The sequence below is a fragment of the Celeribacter baekdonensis genome (assembly GCF_003047105.1).
GTDB classification, from domain to species: Bacteria; Pseudomonadota; Alphaproteobacteria; order Rhodobacterales; family Rhodobacteraceae; genus Celeribacter; species Celeribacter baekdonensis_B.
In genome coordinates this window covers 1468075-1484785 of record NZ_CP028475.1, presented here as the reverse complement: position 1 = coordinate 1484785, position 16711 = coordinate 1468075, and the positions used below count along the sequence as shown (strand labels likewise).

The window sequence follows — 16711 nt, the reverse complement described above, 5'->3', positions numbered from 1 at the left end:
AAGAGATAGGCGCAAAGGCGGGGATTGTCCAAGGGACAGGCTGTCTCAGGGGGGCAGAGCCACCAAAGAGCCACCAAAGAGGCGTGTTCGGCCTATTATTGGCCCATCGTGAGGACGACCATCACGATATAGATCACCGGAACCGTGGCCAGCGCAGTGACGCCAAGCACCCAAGGGCCGATGGCGAACATGCCAAAAATGACCGCTGCGATCACGACGAGAACGGCAAGAAGGAAAAGAACGACGCCACGGGTGGAGGCGACACCATCTTCGTGGTGGGACTTGGACGTGGCTTGGTCTGCGGTTGCTTGTGACATGTGCGGTCTCCGGGCTGTGCGTTTCTTGTTACGCTGTCAGATAGGGCGTTCGGACCCATCCGTCACGGCGACAGAAGCGCGCAGGCGGGCGGGCTGTCGCGATCCTGTCAATCTTGTGATTTTACCACGTCTCAGCCGATCAGCGCGCGCAAAAACGCCGACAGATTGTCGGTGTGGTGATGGATATGAGGCGCGGGCGGATCAAGCGGTGCGGCGGCGACATAGACGGTCTTCATCCCCAGATCATGCGGGACTTTGAGGTTGCGCGGATCGTCTTCGAACATCGCCGCCGTGTTGGGCGTGATCCCGTCGAGGGCCAGCACGGTGTCAAAGGCTTCGGCCAGAGGTTTGGGATGAAATTTAGCGTGTTCAATGCCGTAGACGGCGTTGAAAATTCCGGTCAAGCCGCGCGCCTCCAACACCCGTTCGGCATAGGGGGCGGAGCCGTTGGTGTAGACAATTTTGCGGCCGGGCAGGGCGGTGATCGCCGCTTTGAGTTCGGCATCAAGCTGCAGGCCGGAAAAGTCGATGTCATGCACGTAGCTGAGATAGGGCAATGGGTCGGTGCCATGTTTGGCCATCATCCCCGACAGTGTGGTGCCATAATCGCGCCAATAGGCGCTGCGCAACGCATTGGCCGCCTCTAAACTCACGCCCAATTCGCGTGCCACCCAATCGGTCATTTTGACCTCGATCTGGGCAAAAAGCGCGGCCTCTGGCGGGTAAAGCGTATTGTCGAGGTCAAAGACCCATGTGTTCACGTGAGAGAATTGATCAGATACCATGGCATCGTGTTAGGCAAAGAGCGACAGCGACGCAAGGCGGGACGTGGTGTTGAACGCAGAGCGAGGTTGGCGGATGTTTCGACACGGTGTTCTTGAATTTGGCCGCGTTGCGGCAATGTTAGCGCTTGATCGTGGGGGGCAGGGCTGTCTATGGTCTCCCCCTGTTGACCTGAGAGGCACAAGATGAAAGATCCGCGCGCTGGGCAAAAGGACGCTTATGGGCTGATCCTGGATGCCATCGACACCGGGGTGTATCGCCCCGGCGACCGGCTTGTTGAAAGTGAGCTGGCCGAACGCTTTGGCGTGTCGCGCACTCCGATCCGCGAGGCGTTACAGCGGCTTGAGACCCAATCCATGCTGACGCGGGATGGGCGTTCACTGATTGTCGCCTCTTTGGATCACAATCAGATGGCGGATCTCTACGTTGTGCGCACCGAACTTGAAGGGCTTGCGGCCCGTCTTGCGGCGCGTCATGCCACCTCTGAGGAGGTGCGTGTGTTGCGTGATATGGTCGAAGAGGACCGCGGCCTGATCGGCAAACCCGACGCCATGTCGCGCGCCAATCGCCGGTTTCACAAACAAATCCACCTCGCCTCGCACAACCGCTACCTGGTGCAACAGCTTGATTTGGTGCACCGCTCCATGGCCCTGCTCGCCACCACCTCTTTGGCCGCCGAAGGCCGGGGCGAAGAGGCGATCAAAGAACATGATCAGATCGTCTCAGCGATTGAAGCGCGCGATGGCGATCGCGCGCACAAGGCGCTGTCAGAGCATATTTCCAAGGCCTTTGTGACGCGCCTGAAAATCGACGCCGATAAGGTCCGTTAAACCTCACGCCTCCCCGAGTTTCCCAGAGGTTCCGCTCAAACGATGCGGCTCTTCGATGGGGGCGGTTGGAAGAAACTCGGGCACCTCAACAAACGCGGCCATATGCGCCCATTCGGGCGCGTTTGGTGTATTGACCGGGAGGCGCGGGCTCGGGTCTTTGATTTGATGCGGCAGTGGGATGGTGGTTTCGGGCGGAGGTGGACGCATGGTTTTTGGGTCTGGCTTCGGCGCGGGGCGTAGACGGTCGGGGTCAAACGCCACCGCCGCCGCCTCAAGCGCACGCCGCAATGCGGGGGTGTTGGGCGCGGCTTCAAGATCAAGACCAAAGGTCAAACGCCGCCCCGGCTTGGGCACCGATCCCGACGCATCCTGTTCAAGGCGCTCAAACACAAAGGCACTGGTCGCTTCGCCAAAGGCCCGAACGCGATCTGCACCGCTCTCATGGCTGTTCTGTCTGGGTTTGGCGGCGGGATAGAGGATCAATGGGGTGGCGGGTTTTTGCGGGGTGGCGGCACTCGAGGGGCTTGCAGCGATGCGTTGATCGGTGCCCAGCACCAAAGGGGCGGGGCGGGGCTGTGACGACATCGGGGAGGGCGCTGAGTTTGGTGCTGATGCGGTGTCTGGCTCATCCTCATGGAATCCCAAATCATGCACGCCATGGGCGGTTTTGTCCCAATAATAGGGCTTGGTCACCATCTCCCACAGGCCTTTGAGCGCCGCCAGAGTGGCCAGTGGATAATAGAAATGCAGCGTCGGCACCCAAAGCCAAAGCCATTTGTGTTTCGGGGTCGAGGTCGCCGCCATGCCCACCGCCACAGTCACCACTTCGGACAGAAGGAAAATCGTCCCCAATACGACCAAGACGTCATGCGGTAAGATCGCGCGCATCGGATGCGGGAGGCCCAAGGGGAACAGCCAGAACGACCACAGGAACGGCGCCAGCACAAATTGCGACAAGGCGCCCAGAAACAGCGCCTGAACCCCGAAAAACCGCCATGCGCCGAGGTCACGCCAGAGCGCTCTCGGGTTTTGCATATGCATCGCATAGGTCATCGCGTAGCCTTTGAGCCAGCGAGAGCGCTGTTTGACCCAGGGCCAGAGGCGACAATTGGCCTCTTCCTCTGTCACCGTGTGCAACAATTCGGTGCGGTAGCCATGGCGCGCCAAACGGATGCCCAGATCGGCATCCTCAGTCACGTTATGCGCGTCCCATCCGCCCAGTTCCTCAATCGTCTCGCGGCGGAAAAACAACGTGGTGCCGCCCAAAGGGACGGCCAGCCCCATGCGCTCATAGCCGGGCAAAATCACCCGAAACCATGTCGCGTATTCGACGGTGAAACAGCGCGACAACCAATTGGTACGGGCGTTGTAAAAATCCAAAATGCCCTGAACACAGGCCACTTCTGGTCCGGTTTGGGCGAAATGGGCGACGACTTTGTGAATTTGTTCCGGCTCGGGCGCATCCTCGGCGTCATAGATGCCAATGATCGAGCCGCGACAGAAATCGAGGGCAAAATTCATCGCCCGTGGTTTGGTTTTGACCCCGCCGCGTGGCACGATGATTTGCCGCATCCAACGCGGCAAATCCGTGCTGGCAATGGCGTCTTGGGTGACGGTATCATCTTCTTCGACCACAAGACAAATGTCCAAAAGTTCGCGCGGATAGGTCAGCCGCGACACCCGTTTGATCAGCCGCGTCGCGACCTCGCGCTCTTTGAACAGGGGCAGCATGATCGACACGGTGGGCAGGGCGGTTTTGGTGCGGCGACTGCTAAACGTGCTTTGGCGGGTGCGCGCGGTGCTGGCCTGTGCAAAGGTGGCGGCGATTTTGAGGCCGGTGGAGACGACAAGGGTCAACACCGCCCATGCGGTCAACAGGATCGCAGCGCTCATCGGCGACAACAGCGCCAGTATGAGGCCCAAAACCGCCAAAGACGACATCATCCGCGTCAGTTTGCGAATGTCCATTTCGCGACAGCTTTCATGCGCCGCCACACGGGTTTCCGCCGATAGCGCGAGTTTGCGTTGACGCGAACGCAGGAGCGCCTCGTGCATCGCCGTTTCTGAGGCCACGGCCATGCGGACCGGACCAAACAGTGCGCTGAGACGCGGGCGCAGGTCTTCGAATTGTTCGGGGCGACATGAGGCGATGATCACCGTGCCGCCGACCTGACACCATGGCAAAAGCCCCCGGCGCAGGCATTCATCCGCGCCCAGACGATCAATCAGTCGCACGTCCGGCGCGGTTTTATCAAAATCGGCGACGGTGGCATGATGTTGCTGGGCCAAGGCGCGGTAGAGTGTGGGTTCATCGACCATGCCGTGGGCCAAAAGGATGTCGCCGATGCGTGCATCTTCGCGTTGGCGCATAGCCGCAGCGCGGACCAGATCGCCCGGGTCCAACGCGCCCATATTGACGAGGATCTGACCAATGGGACTGCGCGTGGGAGCGTGGGGGCCAATCGGGGGCGTGGTTTGTGCGTCCAAGACCTCATGGTCCACGGGCGCGCGGGCCGTATGGAGCTTTGGTTGTGGAAAGTGGGGATGTCTGACATACGACATCTAAATTTTCACCCTGACGCAACTGTCCCAATGGCTGGGGTTTGTCCCCAGACCTCTGTGGATAAGATTGATCCGTCAAGGTTAACAAGGCATTAACCAAGGCTTTAAATGTGGTAAATACATGCAAAAAGGCGGGGAAAACCCCGCCTTTCCGTAACGTAATCTGAATGGATCAGGCGGTCGCGCGAGCCGCCATTGCCGTCGCAAACCGTTCAAACAGGTAGTAGCTGTCCATCGGGCCGGGGCTGGCTTCGGGGTGGTATTGCACCGAAAAGATCGGTTTATCCTCAACCGCGATGCCACAATTGGAGCCATCGAACAGCGACACATGGGTCTCTTTCACGCCTTTGGGCAGGCTCTGCGCATCCACCGTAAAGCCGTGGTTCATCGAGGTGATTTCAACCTTGCCGGTGTCGAGATCCTTCACCGGATGGTTTGCCCCGTGGTGGCCGTGGTTCATTTTGATTGTTTTGGCACCCAAAGCGAGGGCCAACATTTGGTGCCCCAAACAGATGCCAAACACCGGAAGATCGGCGGCCAAAACGCCTTTGATCATCGGCACGGCATAGGTGCCTGTGGCCGCCGGATCGCCGGGGCCGTTGGACAGGAACACGCCGTCGGGCGCATGGGCCAAGACCTCCTCAGCGGTGGCAGAGGCGGGCAGGACGGTGACGTCACAACCCGCCGAGGCCAAACAGCGCAGGATGTTGCGTTTCGCACCGAAATCAATGGCCACGACTTTATGGCCTTTACCGTCCCGTTTCGGAAATCCATCCGGCCAGGCCCACCGCATCTCATCCCACTGATAAGACTGTGCGCAGGTGACGTCTTTGGCCAGATCAAGCCCGACCAGACCGGAGAACGCGCGCGCCTGTTTGACCAGAGCTTCGATGTCGAAATTGCCCTCGGGATCGTGGGCAAAGGCGACATGTGGTGCGCCTTGTTGGCGGATGGCGCGGGTCAGGCGGCGGGTGTCGATCCCGCCCATGCCAATGCGACCACGTTTTTCAAGCCAAGGGCCGAGCTCTTCTTGCGCGCGCCAGTTGGACGGCTCTGTCGGGTCCCATTTGACGATCATGCCCGCAGCGACCGGATCGGCGGTCTCGTCATCCTCGGCGTTCACGCCGGTGTTGCCAACATGCGGGAAGGTGAAGGTGACGATCTGACCGGCATAAGATGGGTCGGTCATGATCTCTTGGTAGCCCGTCATGGCGGTGTTGAAACACAGCTCTGCGGTGGTGGTTCCGGTGGCCCCGAACCCCTTGCCGTAAAAGAGTGTGCCATCGGCCAATGCCAGACACGCGGTTGGTTTCTCGGACGACTGACCAGATGCCATGGCACGACTCTCCTGATGTGGGCAAAATTCACCGGAACCTAAGGAAAGGGGCAGGCGGCGTCAAGGTCGGGTGGTGGATTTTCGGTCACTTTATGTAACGTAGCGTTTTCAATGGGTTACGGAAATTATCAACGGTTGAGACCGGCGGCGTCTTTCGCTATGTTGTCCACTTGCGACATCATGAGGGATGAGGCCCATATGGATATGCGGAACCGGCTCAACGCGGCATTGAAAACGGCGATGAAAGACAAGGACAGCGAACGCTTGTCCACCTTGCGTCTGATCAATGCGGCCATCAAGGATCGCGAAATCGCGGCTCGGGGTGAGGGCAAAGAAGAATGCGTGTCTGACGCGGATGTGCTTGGTATTCTTGGCAAAATGGTCAAGCAACGCCAAGAAAGCGCCAAAGCGTTTGAAGAAGGCGCGCGGCTTGAACTGGCGGCAAAGGAGCGTTCTGAGATCACTGTGATCGAAGAGTTTTTGCCGCGTCAGTTGTCAGAGGGTGAGGTGGCTCAGGCCATTTCTGATGCCATTTCTGAGACCAGCGCGGAGAGTATCCGCGACATGGGCAAGGTGATGGGCGCTTTGAAAACGAAATACACCGGCCAGATGGATTTTGGCGCGGTGGGTGCACAGATCAAAGCCAAATTGGGATAAACCCCTAGGGCTCTATCGTTGAAAAGGCCGCTCTTTTGGGCGGCCTTTTTCGTTTGGCTTATGATGTGTGGCGTGGTCTGTCCTTAAGTTGCCCTAAAACCAGCGCAAGATCATCGCGCAGGTGCGTGCGTTCTTCGGGCGTCAAAAAGGCCCCAAGCTCCACTTCGCGTGTTTGTGCTGGACCGCCGCCTTTCAGCGTCAGGTATTGCTCGACCTTCCCCTCCGTCGGGTGCAACGACAGTTTCACCCAATAGGGGTTCGCCTCCCAGGTCATCGCTTTGCCCTTGGCGGGCCAATGGGTCAGCGCGATACGATCCGGCCAGATCAAAAGCTCTTCGCGCAGCTGATCGCGATCTGACCGCCTCAGCGCCAGCCAAAGCGCTGACAGCGCCGTCATCATAAAGATCAGCAAAATCCAAAACGCAACCGTCCCGATAAAGGGCACAACCGGGATCAATCCGCCGAAAAACATCAGCCAAATGGTGGCGGAAAAGCCTTTGCCCTTGAGGCTGCGATGCGGCCACAGGTCAAGCCGCACCAAAGGTGCGTCATCCAATGCGGCCCGCTGCGGCAGGTTGCGATGATCCGGGGTCCATTGATAGGGCATGTGCGTTTCTTATGTGTGTTCCGGCCAGTCTATGCGGCATGGTGCGGCCTGCAAAGCCCCCTGATGTGTGACCTCAACGGTCTTTACCGTGCGCAAACCCTCAAAGAAAAGGCCCCACCGAGGAGGTGGGGCCTTTGTTGTTTTGATCCGTCAGCGCGGCTTAGTGCGAATGCTGGTGATCCCAGTCTTCCTGCTTCGGGAGCGTTTCAAACGTATGCTCCGGCGGCGGGCAGGGCAGGGTCCACTCAAGCGTGTCTGCGTATTCGTTCCAGTAGTTGTTCTCGGTCACGCGGCGACCGGCCAGCAGGGTGTAGAACACAATGCCGATGAACAGAATGAACGAAGCGAAGGACAGAAGTGCGCCGTAAGACGAGATCTTGTTCCAATAGGCGAAGGCTTCCGGGTAGTCGATGTAACGACGCGGCATGCCCTGACGACCCAGGAAGTGCTGTGGGAAGAAGGTCAGGTTGACGCCGACAAAGAACATCCAGAAGTGCAGCTTGCCCGCCCATTCCGGGTACTGACGCCCGGACATTTTGCCGATGTAGAAGTAAATCCCCGCAAAGATGGTAAAGGCCGCCCCCATCGACATGGTGTAGTGGAAGTGCGCCACAACATAGTAGGTGTCATGGTAGGCGCGGTCGATGCCAGCCTGCGACAGAACGATGCCGGTCACACCACCGATGGTGAAGAGGATCAAGAAGCCGAAGGCAAAGAGCATCGGTGTTTTGAACTCAATCGAGCCGCCCCACATGGTTGCGATCCAAGAGAAGATTTTCACCCCTGTCGGCACCGCAATGACCATGGTGGCCATCATGAAGTAGGACTGCTGCGTCAGCGACAGACCCACAGTGTACATGTGGTGTGCCCAAACAACAAAGCCCAGAACCCCAATCGCGATCAGCGCCCAAACCATCGGAAGATAGCCAAACACGGCTTTCTTCGAGAAGGTTGCGATGATGTGGGAGACCAAACCAAAGCCCGGCAGAACAACGATGTACACTTCGGGGTGACCGAAGAACCACAGGATGTGCTGGTACAGGATCGGATCGCCGCCACCGCCCGGTTGGAAGAAGGAAGTGCCAAAGTTACGGTCTGTGAGCAACATGGTGATCGCGCCCGCCAAAACTGGCAGGGACAAAAGGATCAGCCAGGAGGTGACAAAGATCGACCAGGCGAACAGCGGCACTTTGAACATGGTCATGCCCGGCGCGCGCATGTTGAGCATGGTGGTGATCATGTTGATCGCGCCCAAGATCGAGGAGGCACCAGAGACGTGAACCGCAAAGATCGCGAGGTCCATCGAGTGACCCGGCGAAGAGGTCGACAGCGGCGGATAAAGCACCCAGCCCACGCCAGCCCCGTTTTGACCATCGGCGGAGCCAACAGACAACAGCGACGCAATCCCCAAAGCCACACCACAGACATAGAGCCAGTAGGAGAGGTTGTTGAGGCGCGGGAAGGCCATGTCCGGGGCACCGATTTGCAGCGGCATGAAGTAGTTGCCGAAACCGCCAAACAGCGCCGGAATCACCACGAAGAACATCATCAACACACCGTGGTAGGTGATCATGACGTTCCAAAGGTGGCCGTTGGGCGCACAGTTCTCAGCGCCAAAGCCCGACACAAACCGCGCTGCGGCCTCGCCAGCTTCGTTGAGACACATGAACTGAACCCCCGGTTCCATGAGCTCAAGGCGCATGTAAACGGTGAAACAGACGGAAATGAACCCCACCACGGCAGCCGTGAAGAGGTACAGAATCCCAATGTCTTTGTGGTTTGTAGATAGGAACCAACGGGTGAAAAAGCCCCGGTTGTCCCCATGTTCGTGGCCGTGGATGGCTGCGTCTGCCATGCGGTCCTCCCGATTTGTGCGTGGTCTATGCGTGTATGCGTCACATCCGCCGGTTCCCTTAGAGGGGAGTCTTGGGGCGGAATTACCATATGTTTTAGAGAGTCACGAACGCGAGAGCAATCAGTCAACGCGTTTTGAAGACAGAAAAATGCGTGAGGTGAGGGGGATGGGCTACAATCTGGCGTTGCGGCTGGGGTTGGGGGCTTGGTTTGGGGGGCTGGGTTTGGGCGTGCTTGCGCGAGGGGGGGTGAGTTTCTCATCTCGGATACCGCACTCAGGGGCCTGCCGACCACGAACATCTGCTGCGCAACCTTTTGATCCACATATCGAGAGAGAGACTGTCGATATGGCGCTGAGGACAGCCCCCAATTTGAGCGTCATCGGCTCAAATTGCACTGATCACACTTGGGAATGATCACACTTGGGAATATGAGCACAGAACATGGCTCAAAGCTGTTCGGTATTGTTCTAGAATGCCGCGTAACGCCCGTTCCCAGCCTACAGAGGTCTGAACTAGGGTGTGGACTCAATTCAGCCAACATCTGATTGCAAAGATATGGACCATCGACAGGAAGTTGCGTTTCAACTTTTCGTATCTCGTTGTTAGCCTTCGCATGTCTTTCATGCGGCAGAAGAACCGCTCTACAAGGTTTCGCTGGGCGTAGATGTCGGGGTCATGTGGGATGTGGATGCGGGCGTTTGACTTGGATGGGATCACTGCCAATGCGCCTTCGTCAGCGATGGTTTGGCGGATGGCTTTTGAGCCATAGGCTTTGTCTGCGACGATAGCTGTCGGCTGTTTTTGCCAGCCGACAAATGAACCAAATACCTTGCTATCATGCCTTTGTGCGCCTGTAATCGCGAACCGTAGAGGCAGGCCGCGATGGTCTACGGCGACGTGAACCTTGCTGCCGCGACCGCCGCGTGAGCGTCCAATACCTTGCGCCAACTCCCCCCTTTTGAGCCTGCTGCCGCCCGGTGTGCCTTGACGATTGAACTATCAATGAAGATCAGCGCGTCCTCACATTCCGTCGCCAGCACATCAAATATCCCTTGCCAAATCCCGCGCTCACCCCAGCGGACATAGCGGTTGTAAACAGTCGTGCGCGGGCCATACCGGTCCGGCAGATCGCGCCACGGCGCCCCCGTGCGCAGAACATAGAAAATGCCATTCAAGACTGTTCTGTCATCCTTGCGCTGCGGACCGCGCCCTTGTTTGGGTAAATGAGGCCGGATTGCAGCCCATTCTTCGTCGCTCAGATCAAATCTCGCCATCATGCACCTGTTTTCCGCAGATGAATCATGAAGAGCCCATTTCAGCAAGACAAGGAATTGGGTTCACACCCTAGATGCGGGTTTCTGGGTGAGCTACGTCACATCACGCTGGGTCAGGCTGTCCTTCCCCCCCATTCCGCGTTCTTTTCCCGAACCAAAAACGCCGCCCCAAAAGGAGCGGCGTTTGATCCTGTCGCAAAGCAAAAGCTCGATCAGTTGGATGCGCCAGACTGAGTGTGCTCGCCCTCTTGGTTGTGCTCCTGACCTTTGGTTTCATCCATGTCTGTGTCCATGGAGTCAGCGGCCTCAGCCCCGTCATCAGAGGCTCCTTCGTCGGACATCGTCGAGAAGGTGGCGAGATAGGCGGCCACGTTGGTGCCGTCTTTCAGCTTAAAGGTCATTTTCGAGCGGCCAGAGCCACCATGCGTGTCGATATAGGCGGTCGGATCGGCAACGTATTCGATCAAAGACGCTTCGTCCCAAACCTTGCCAGTCGCGCCCACGGCCAAGATGCCGTCGCCATATTTGAAGCCCTCGTAGGAGGCGACCGGGCGGCCGATCACGCCGTAGAGGTTCGGGCCGGTTCTGCCGCCTTTGACGATGATGTCATCGCCGTTTGCAATCATGTGGCAGGATTTGCATTTGTTGAACTCTTTCGCGCCGGCTTCCGCATCACCGGCGAAAGCGGCGGTGGAGGTTGCCATCAGGGCGGCGGCGGTGAGGGCAAAAAGTTTGGTCCCGGATAGTTTGGTCATAGGGTTGTGTCTCCCGACTGATTCATGTGTCCAATGATCACAATAGCGCGTCTGGGCCTCTGTGCCAGTCCAGTATTGTCGCACCTTCGACCAATGTCGCATCCCGCCGCCATCTGGGCTTAGTCGCCAAAAACCTCGGAAAAGGCGCGTTTCAGGGCGACGTCCACGTCCTCCATCGTCACAGGCAGACCCAGATCCACCAAAGATGTCACGCCATGTTCGCGGATGCCACAGGGCACGATGCCGTCGAAATGGCTCAAATCGGGGTCGACATTGATCGACAGCCCGTGAAAGGACACCCATTTGCGAATGCGCAATCCGATGGCGGCGATTTTGTCCTCGGGCTTTTGCCCGGTCAGGGTCAGCGGCTTGTCCTCGCGCACCACCCAAACGCCAACCCGCCCCGCGCGGATTTCGCCCGTGACGTTGAATTCGGCCAGCGCGGCGATCACCCAAGCCTCCATATTGGCGACGAATTTGCGCACATCTTTGCCGCGTGTGTTGAGATCGAGCATCGCATAGGCGACCCGCTGACCCGGACCGTGATAGGTATATTGCCCGCCGCGACGGGTGTCATAGACCGGGAAACGGTCGGGATCGACCAAATCCTCGCGCTTGGCGGAGCTGCCTGCGGTGTACAAAGGCGGGTGTTCCAACAGCCAAATCAACTCGTCCGCCTCGCCGCGCGCAATGGCATCGGCGCGGGCCTCCATTTCGGTGGCGGCGAACATGTAATCGGTCAACCCGTCTGAAATGCGCCATTCGACCATGTCTCTATCCTTCGCGGCTGACTCTGTGCTTCGGGGGATGTGTTTTGGGTGTATCTTGCGCGGCAGGGACAGAAAAGGGGGCGTGCGGGGAAACTCGTGTTTTGCTTACGATTTGCTAACCCGGAATATGCAATGAAGGCCCATGCGGCGAATAAACCTTGGGATCACGAAGCTGTGTGCTATCCTAAGCGAAGTTTAGTGAGTCATTTGGCGGGGAGGGACAAGTATGTCCAATCAAAAAGTATTCAAACATTTTGTATCGGCGGCGCTTGCGGCTGGGATGATGCTGGGCACAACAACGCGTGTTCAGGCCGATGGTGGTGATTTTCTGGCCGGTGCGGTGATCGGCGGGCTGCTTGGCGCGGCCAGTCAGCAACCGAAAAAGAAAACAACCAGCACGCGGACCTATTCCCGCCCCCGTTTGCCATCAACGCAAGAAGGCAAGGAAATTCAGGCCTCGCTCAATTATTTCGGCTTTAATGCGGGCTCTGTCGATGGCCAGCTTGGCAAAAAGACCCGCGATGCGGTGTCGGCCTATCAGGTCTATCTTGGCTATCCGATCACCGGTCAGTTGTCGCCCTTTGAACAGGAGCTGTTGATCTCGTCGTACAATCGCGCGCAGGCGGGCGGGTATCAAACCACACAACTCGTGGCCTCCAATCCCGAAGGCACCCGTGGTCTTTTGAAAATGTACCGCACTGAAATGGCGTCAGGCGGGGCAGGGGGCGCAACCATGGCCACCATGCCGGGCACCACCGTTGTGGTGAACCCGGTCATGCCTGCACCGCAAACACCGGCCACAATGGCGGCCGCGCCCGCTCCCGCGGCGGCCACCATGCCGAGTTTCGCAGCGGCAACTCCTGAGTCGAGCATGCCCAGCTTCCTTGGGGCGGGCACGCAGGTGTCGCTCGCGTCGCATTGCAACAAGGTCAGCCTGTTGACCAACTCCAATGGCGGGTTCGTCACCGAAGCCTCCATGGTGGATGCCAATCAGGCCCTGAACGAACAGTTTTGCTTGGCGCGCACCTACGCGATCTCGCAGGGTGAGGACATGATTTCCAAGGTTCAGGGCTTTACCCCGGATCAAATCGCCGCTCAATGCGAAGGTCTCGCCCCGCCGATGGCGGCGCAGGTTGCGGCCCTCTCGATCAAACCGCGTGATGCGGTTTTGGCGGAGACTTCGAATTTCGTGCTGAACTCCGGCATGTCTCCGGCGCAATTGGCGGGAACGGCGAAAATCTGTCTCTCCGTGGGCTACCGCACCGACAATATGGATGTGGCTTTGGCCTCGTCGCTGATGTTGGTGGCTGTGGGCGAACGTGCATATGGCGAACTTCTGGGCCATCACCTGAGCCAAGGCGTTGGCGTCACCCAGCGGCCGGATCTGGCTCAGGCGTGGTATGACGATACGCTCACGGCGTTGGCAACAGGTGTACCGGCCGTCTTTGCGCCCGGTCAGGCAGAGCGTGCGGGTCTCTTGCGCAAAGCATCCATGTCTTTGAGCGGCGCGGCGATTTCGGCCCCGGCTCCGGTGGTTCCGGCCTCTGGCACCGCTTTGCCCGCGTTTTCGATCACGGAATAACGGCTCCAATCACGGGATGCTCTGAATGTTTTGCTAGGCCGCCCACTGGGCGGCCTTTCTTTGGGCGAGGAGCGTCAGGTGGGCGGTTCCTCTGGGCGCATCTTGGCGAAACTCTATGTGCCATTGCGCCGCGTGAGGATGGCGTTTCCGGTGCAATTGATATGCCAAAGCCCGCCGTTTGAAAAAAATCAGAAAAAGTGAGGATCGCCCGATTTTTCCTCTTCACTTCCCCGAACCGCTTCGCTACATAGCCCCTCACCAAGTCAAGACTGTGCGGTCGTGGCGGAATTGGTAGACGCGCAGCGTTGAGGTCGCTGTGGGGTAACACCCGTGGAAGTTCGAGTCTTCTCGACCGCACCAACACTTTCTACAGAAAGTGTAACTCATGTCCCAAATAGCTCCCATGTTTTGTAATTCTTAAGCCGCTGGTTGTTGGCTCGGTTGTGCCATGTGGCCATCGGCAAGGTTCGATAGGGGTGAATCCATTTTGGGTATCGTTCGAGAGCCACACGTTTGGATTGATTGCCCGCGACCTCGATGACAGTCTGGGCGAAACAGTGGTCGATGCCATGCTCGGCTGAACCTTGATGTTCGACGGTCCGTGGAGCCACGGCAATTACTCAAGCCGACTTTGCCGCATACAGACGCGCCCTGGTCATTTGGCGTCTTGTCATGAAATCGTGATCCACATCCGCATAGATGGCATAGCTCTTAGGGCGGTGGGCTTTCATTGTGGTGGATAAAAGATATACTGAAAATAAAGCATAAACGCGCCTTAATCGGTTCTCATTTGAGGTGGATTAAGGAATGCATCAGAAAATGACTATAAACAGGGCAATAGCAGTGCCAGCGGCCGTCTAGGATTTGCCATAGCTTGCTTTCCTAAGCTGATGTGGCTTAGGAAAAAATGACCCTCCCCCTTAAGATCCGCTTTGGTTCTTAACATAATTTAAGGTGACCCATGGCCGGCAAAGCCCCTACGCCCTCCCAAGATTTCCGCCACGCCCTCCTGCAACACCTCACCTACACGATGGGCAAAGACCCCGAACATGCGCAGTTTTTTGATTGGCGGATGGCACTGTCTCATGCGGTGCGCGACCGGATCGTTGACCATTGGGTCGCCTCGACGCGCAAGACCTATGAACAAGACGGCAAGCGGGTCTATTACCTGTCGATGGAGTTTCTGATCGGGCGTTTGCTTGAGGATGGGATCGTCAACCTTGGGTTGGCCGAGGAGGCGAAAGAGGCGCTCGACAGCTTTGGCCAAGACTATCGCACGATCTTGATGGACGAACCGGACGCGGCGCTTGGCAATGGTGGCTTGGGCCGTTTGGCCGCCTGTTTCCTCGACAGTCTTTCGACCATCGGCTGCCCGGCTTATGGCTATGGCATCCGCTATGAAAACGGCCTGTTCAAACAGAGCTTTGTGGACGGGCGGCAAGTTGAGGCGGCGGAAACATGGCTACAAGAGCCGCATCCTTGGGAATTTGAGCGTCCAGAAGTGCGGTTCACCCTTGGCTTTGGCGGCGATGTGATTTCCGAGAACGGCAAAACCCTCTGGAAACCCTCCGAACTGATCCAGGCCGAAGCCTTTGATACGCCGATTGTCGGCTGGCAGGGGCGGTGGGCCAACACGCTGCGGCTTTGGGCCGGGCGCGCGGTCGATCCGTTTGATTTGGGCCTGTTCAACTCCGGCGATTTCGCCGCAGCGTCCGAACACGAAGCCTTGGCGCGCTCAATCTCGCGCGTGCTCTATCCCGAGGACAGCAATGAGGCGGGCAAAGAACTGCGCCTGAAACAGGAGTATTTCTTCTCCGCCGCCTCGATCCGCGACATTCTGCGCCGCTTTGACAGCCAGCATGACGACATCCGCCTGTTGCCGACAAAAGTCGCGATCCAGTCGAACGACACCCACCCGGCCATCGCGGGGCCTGAGCTTTTGCGTATCCTGCATGATGAGCGCGGGCTGTCCTTTGAAGAAGCATTCGACATCACCCACCACTGTATGAATTACACCAACCACACGCTGTTGCCGGAGGCGTTGGAGCGTTGGGACGAACGTCTGTTTGGTCGCCTTTTGCCGCGCCATTTGCAGATCATCGACCGCATTGATGACGCTCATTACAAAGCCAATCCACATCGCACGTTGTCGGCGCGCTCGGACGGGCAGGTCAAAATGGGCGAGCTGTCGTTTATGGTGTCAAACCGGGTCAACGGCGTTTCCGCATTGCACACCGATCTGATGAAAAAGACCGTGTTCAAAGAACTCAACGCGCTGCACCCGGGTCGTATCGTCAATGAAACCAATGGTGTGACCCCACGCCGCTGGCTGCATTCGTGTAACCCGAAACTGTCCGCCCTGATCACCGAGACCATTGGCGAGGAATGGGTGGCCGATCTGGAACAGCTCAAAAAGCTGGAACCCGCCATCGAGGATGCCGGTTGGTTGGAGCGGTTCACTCAGGTGAAAACCGACAACAAAGCCGCGCTGTGTGACTACGTGTCCAAGGCGCATGGGATCAATTTGAACCCAGAGGCGATGTTCGACATTCAGATCAAGCGAATGCATGAATATAAGCGTCAGCACCTCAATATTCTTGAAACCATCGCCCATTGGCTGGAAATCAAAGACAATCCGTCGGCCAACTGGGTGCCGCGCGTCAAACTTTTTGCGGGTAAGGCGGCACAGGGCTATTATTTCGCCAAGGATATCATCCGCCTGATCAACGACTTCGCCAAAGTGGCGAATGCCGATGTGGACACGCGTGATGTGTTGCAAGTGGTGTTTTTGCCGAACTACAACGTCACTTTGGCCGAACGGTTGATCCCGGCGGCGGACCTGTCCGAACAAATCTCGACGGCGGGCAAAGAGGCCTCTGGGACGGGCAACATGAAATTTGCCCTCAACGGCGCGCTCACGATTGGCACGCTGGATGGGGCCAATGTCGAAATCCGCGAACAGGTCGGTGCGGATAATTTCTTTCTCTTTGGCATGTTGGCCGATGAGGTGATGCAACGCCGGATGATGCATGATCACGCACAACAGGCGATCAACGCCGATCCGCGTTTGGCGCGCGCGCTTGATGCGCTGCGTTCGGGCCGTTTTAGCCCCGAAGATCCGGGCCGTTACACCCATATCGCTGACAATCTGACATGGTCGGATTACTTCCTTGTCTGTTCCGATTTCACCGACTACTGGCGTGCACAACGCGAGGTTGATACCGTGTACACGGACCCGCAAAAATGGGCCAAAATGGCGGCGCTCAATGTGGCACGTTCCGGGTGGTTTTCGTCGGATCGCACCATCCACGGCTACATGTGCGATATCTGGGGGGCTAAGAGCCTTATTCCCTAAAAATCAAACAGTTGATTGGTTCTTGGA

12 protein-coding genes, 1 tRNA gene and 1 pseudogene are annotated in these 16711 nt (G+C 57.8%); 5 read left to right on the top strand and 9 right to left on the bottom strand.

The annotated features are described in order from the left end of the window. Positions 1-95: 95 nt before the first annotated feature. Positions 96-317 (bottom strand): hypothetical protein, encoded by a 222-nt coding sequence (locus tag DA792_RS10735; RefSeq protein ID WP_107719943.1) that lies wholly within the window; start codon positions 315-317, stop codon positions 96-98. Positions 318-448: 131 nt separating this feature from the next. Further along, on the bottom strand, positions 449-1102 hold the full coding sequence (locus DA792_RS10730; protein ID WP_107719942.1) for a pyrimidine 5'-nucleotidase: 654 nt from the start codon (positions 1100-1102) through the stop codon (positions 449-451). A gap of 183 nt (positions 1103-1285) precedes the next feature. Between DA792_RS10730 and DA792_RS10725 the strand changes: the two genes are divergently transcribed. Beyond that, the gene (locus DA792_RS10725; RefSeq protein WP_107719941.1) at positions 1286-1930 is read left to right on the top strand and encodes a GntR family transcriptional regulator; all 645 of its coding nucleotides are present in this window, start codon (positions 1286-1288) and stop codon (positions 1928-1930) included. Positions 1931-1933: 3 nt separating this feature from the next. Here DA792_RS10725 and DA792_RS10720 read toward each other — a convergent pair whose 3' ends face one another. After that, the gene (locus DA792_RS10720; RefSeq protein WP_159075246.1) at positions 1934-4432 is read right to left on the bottom strand and encodes a glycosyltransferase family 2 protein; all 2499 of its coding nucleotides are present in this window, start codon (positions 4430-4432) and stop codon (positions 1934-1936) included. A gap of 232 nt (positions 4433-4664) precedes the next feature. Then, entirely contained in the window at positions 4665-5828 is a 1164-nt protein-coding gene (gene carA / locus DA792_RS10715) for a glutamine-hydrolyzing carbamoyl-phosphate synthase small subunit (RefSeq protein WP_107719939.1), read from the bottom strand. 198 nt (positions 5829-6026) lie between these two features. Between carA and DA792_RS10710 the strand changes: the two genes are divergently transcribed. Beyond that, on the top strand, positions 6027-6485 hold the full coding sequence (locus tag DA792_RS10710) for a GatB/YqeY domain-containing protein (protein ID WP_107719938.1): 459 nt from the start codon (positions 6027-6029) through the stop codon (positions 6483-6485). Between the two features lie 58 nt (positions 6486-6543). On the opposite strand, the gene DA792_RS10705 is transcribed toward DA792_RS10710, so the two are convergent. The 5 genes and pseudogenes from DA792_RS10705 to lipB all read right to left on the bottom strand — a co-directional run bounded on the left by DA792_RS10705 (position 6544) and on the right by lipB (position 11786). Beyond that, the gene (locus tag DA792_RS10705) at positions 6544-7092 is read right to left on the bottom strand and encodes a DUF2244 domain-containing protein (RefSeq protein ID WP_107719937.1); all 549 of its coding nucleotides are present in this window, start codon (positions 7090-7092) and stop codon (positions 6544-6546) included. A 160-nt stretch (positions 7093-7252) separates the two neighbouring features. Further along, entirely contained in the window at positions 7253-8947 is a 1695-nt protein-coding gene (locus tag DA792_RS10700; RefSeq protein ID WP_107719936.1) for a cytochrome c oxidase subunit I, read from the bottom strand. Between the two features lie 526 nt (positions 8948-9473). Further along, positions 9474-10195: pseudogene (locus DA792_RS22805) on the bottom strand (IS5 family transposase); the annotation flags it as partial. A 239-nt stretch (positions 10196-10434) separates the two neighbouring features. Beyond that, positions 10435-10977: a cytochrome c family protein gene (locus DA792_RS10685; RefSeq protein WP_368074506.1), complete on the bottom strand. Its 543-nt coding sequence runs from the start codon at positions 10975-10977 to the stop codon at positions 10435-10437. 119 nt (positions 10978-11096) lie between these two features. Then, positions 11097-11786 carry a lipoyl(octanoyl) transferase LipB gene (lipB, locus tag DA792_RS10680; RefSeq protein WP_302667097.1) on the bottom strand — a complete coding sequence of 230 codons (690 nt, stop codon included), beginning with the start codon at positions 11784-11786 and terminating at the stop codon, positions 11097-11099. Between the two features lie 187 nt (positions 11787-11973). On the opposite strand from lipB, the gene DA792_RS10675 reads away from it, so the two are divergent. The 3 genes from DA792_RS10675 (at position 11974) to DA792_RS10665 (ending at position 16684) form a co-directional block, all read left to right on the top strand. Then, entirely contained in the window at positions 11974-13329 is a 1356-nt protein-coding gene (locus DA792_RS10675; RefSeq protein ID WP_107719934.1) for a peptidoglycan-binding domain-containing protein, read from the top strand. Positions 13330-13602: 273 nt separating this feature from the next. After that, positions 13603-13689: transfer RNA gene (locus DA792_RS10670), tRNA-Leu, on the top strand. 601 nt (positions 13690-14290) lie between these two features. Then, positions 14291-16684: a glycogen/starch/alpha-glucan phosphorylase gene (locus DA792_RS10665; protein ID WP_107719933.1), complete on the top strand. Its 2394-nt coding sequence runs from the start codon at positions 14291-14293 to the stop codon at positions 16682-16684. Positions 16685-16711: the final 27 nt, after the last annotated feature.

Bases quoted from the DNA above. Each gene is read 5' to 3' on its own strand.
- DA792_RS10685 (WP_368074506.1), bottom strand. From the start codon at position 10,977: ATGACCAAACTATCCGGGACCAAACTTTTTGCCCTCACCGCCGCCGCC.
- carA (WP_107719939.1), bottom strand. From the start codon at position 5,828: ATGGCATCTGGTCAGTCGTCCGAGAAACCAACCGCGTGTCTGGCATTG.
- DA792_RS10710 (WP_107719938.1), top strand. From the start codon at position 6,027: ATGGATATGCGGAACCGGCTCAACGCGGCATTGAAAACGGCGATGAAA.
- DA792_RS10730 (WP_107719942.1), bottom strand. From the start codon at position 1,102: ATGGTATCTGATCAATTCTCTCACGTGAACACATGGGTCTTTGACCTC.
- DA792_RS10665 (WP_107719933.1), top strand. From the start codon at position 14,291: ATGGCCGGCAAAGCCCCTACGCCCTCCCAAGATTTCCGCCACGCCCTC.
- DA792_RS10725 (WP_107719941.1), top strand. From the start codon at position 1,286: ATGAAAGATCCGCGCGCTGGGCAAAAGGACGCTTATGGGCTGATCCTG.
- DA792_RS10705 (WP_107719937.1), bottom strand. From the start codon at position 7,092: ATGCCCTATCAATGGACCCCGGATCATCGCAACCTGCCGCAGCGGGCC.
- DA792_RS10700 (WP_107719936.1), bottom strand. From the start codon at position 8,947: ATGGCAGACGCAGCCATCCACGGCCACGAACATGGGGACAACCGGGGC.
- DA792_RS10735 (WP_107719943.1), bottom strand. From the start codon at position 317: ATGTCACAAGCAACCGCAGACCAAGCCACGTCCAAGTCCCACCACGAA.
- DA792_RS10675 (WP_107719934.1), top strand. From the start codon at position 11,974: ATGTCCAATCAAAAAGTATTCAAACATTTTGTATCGGCGGCGCTTGCG.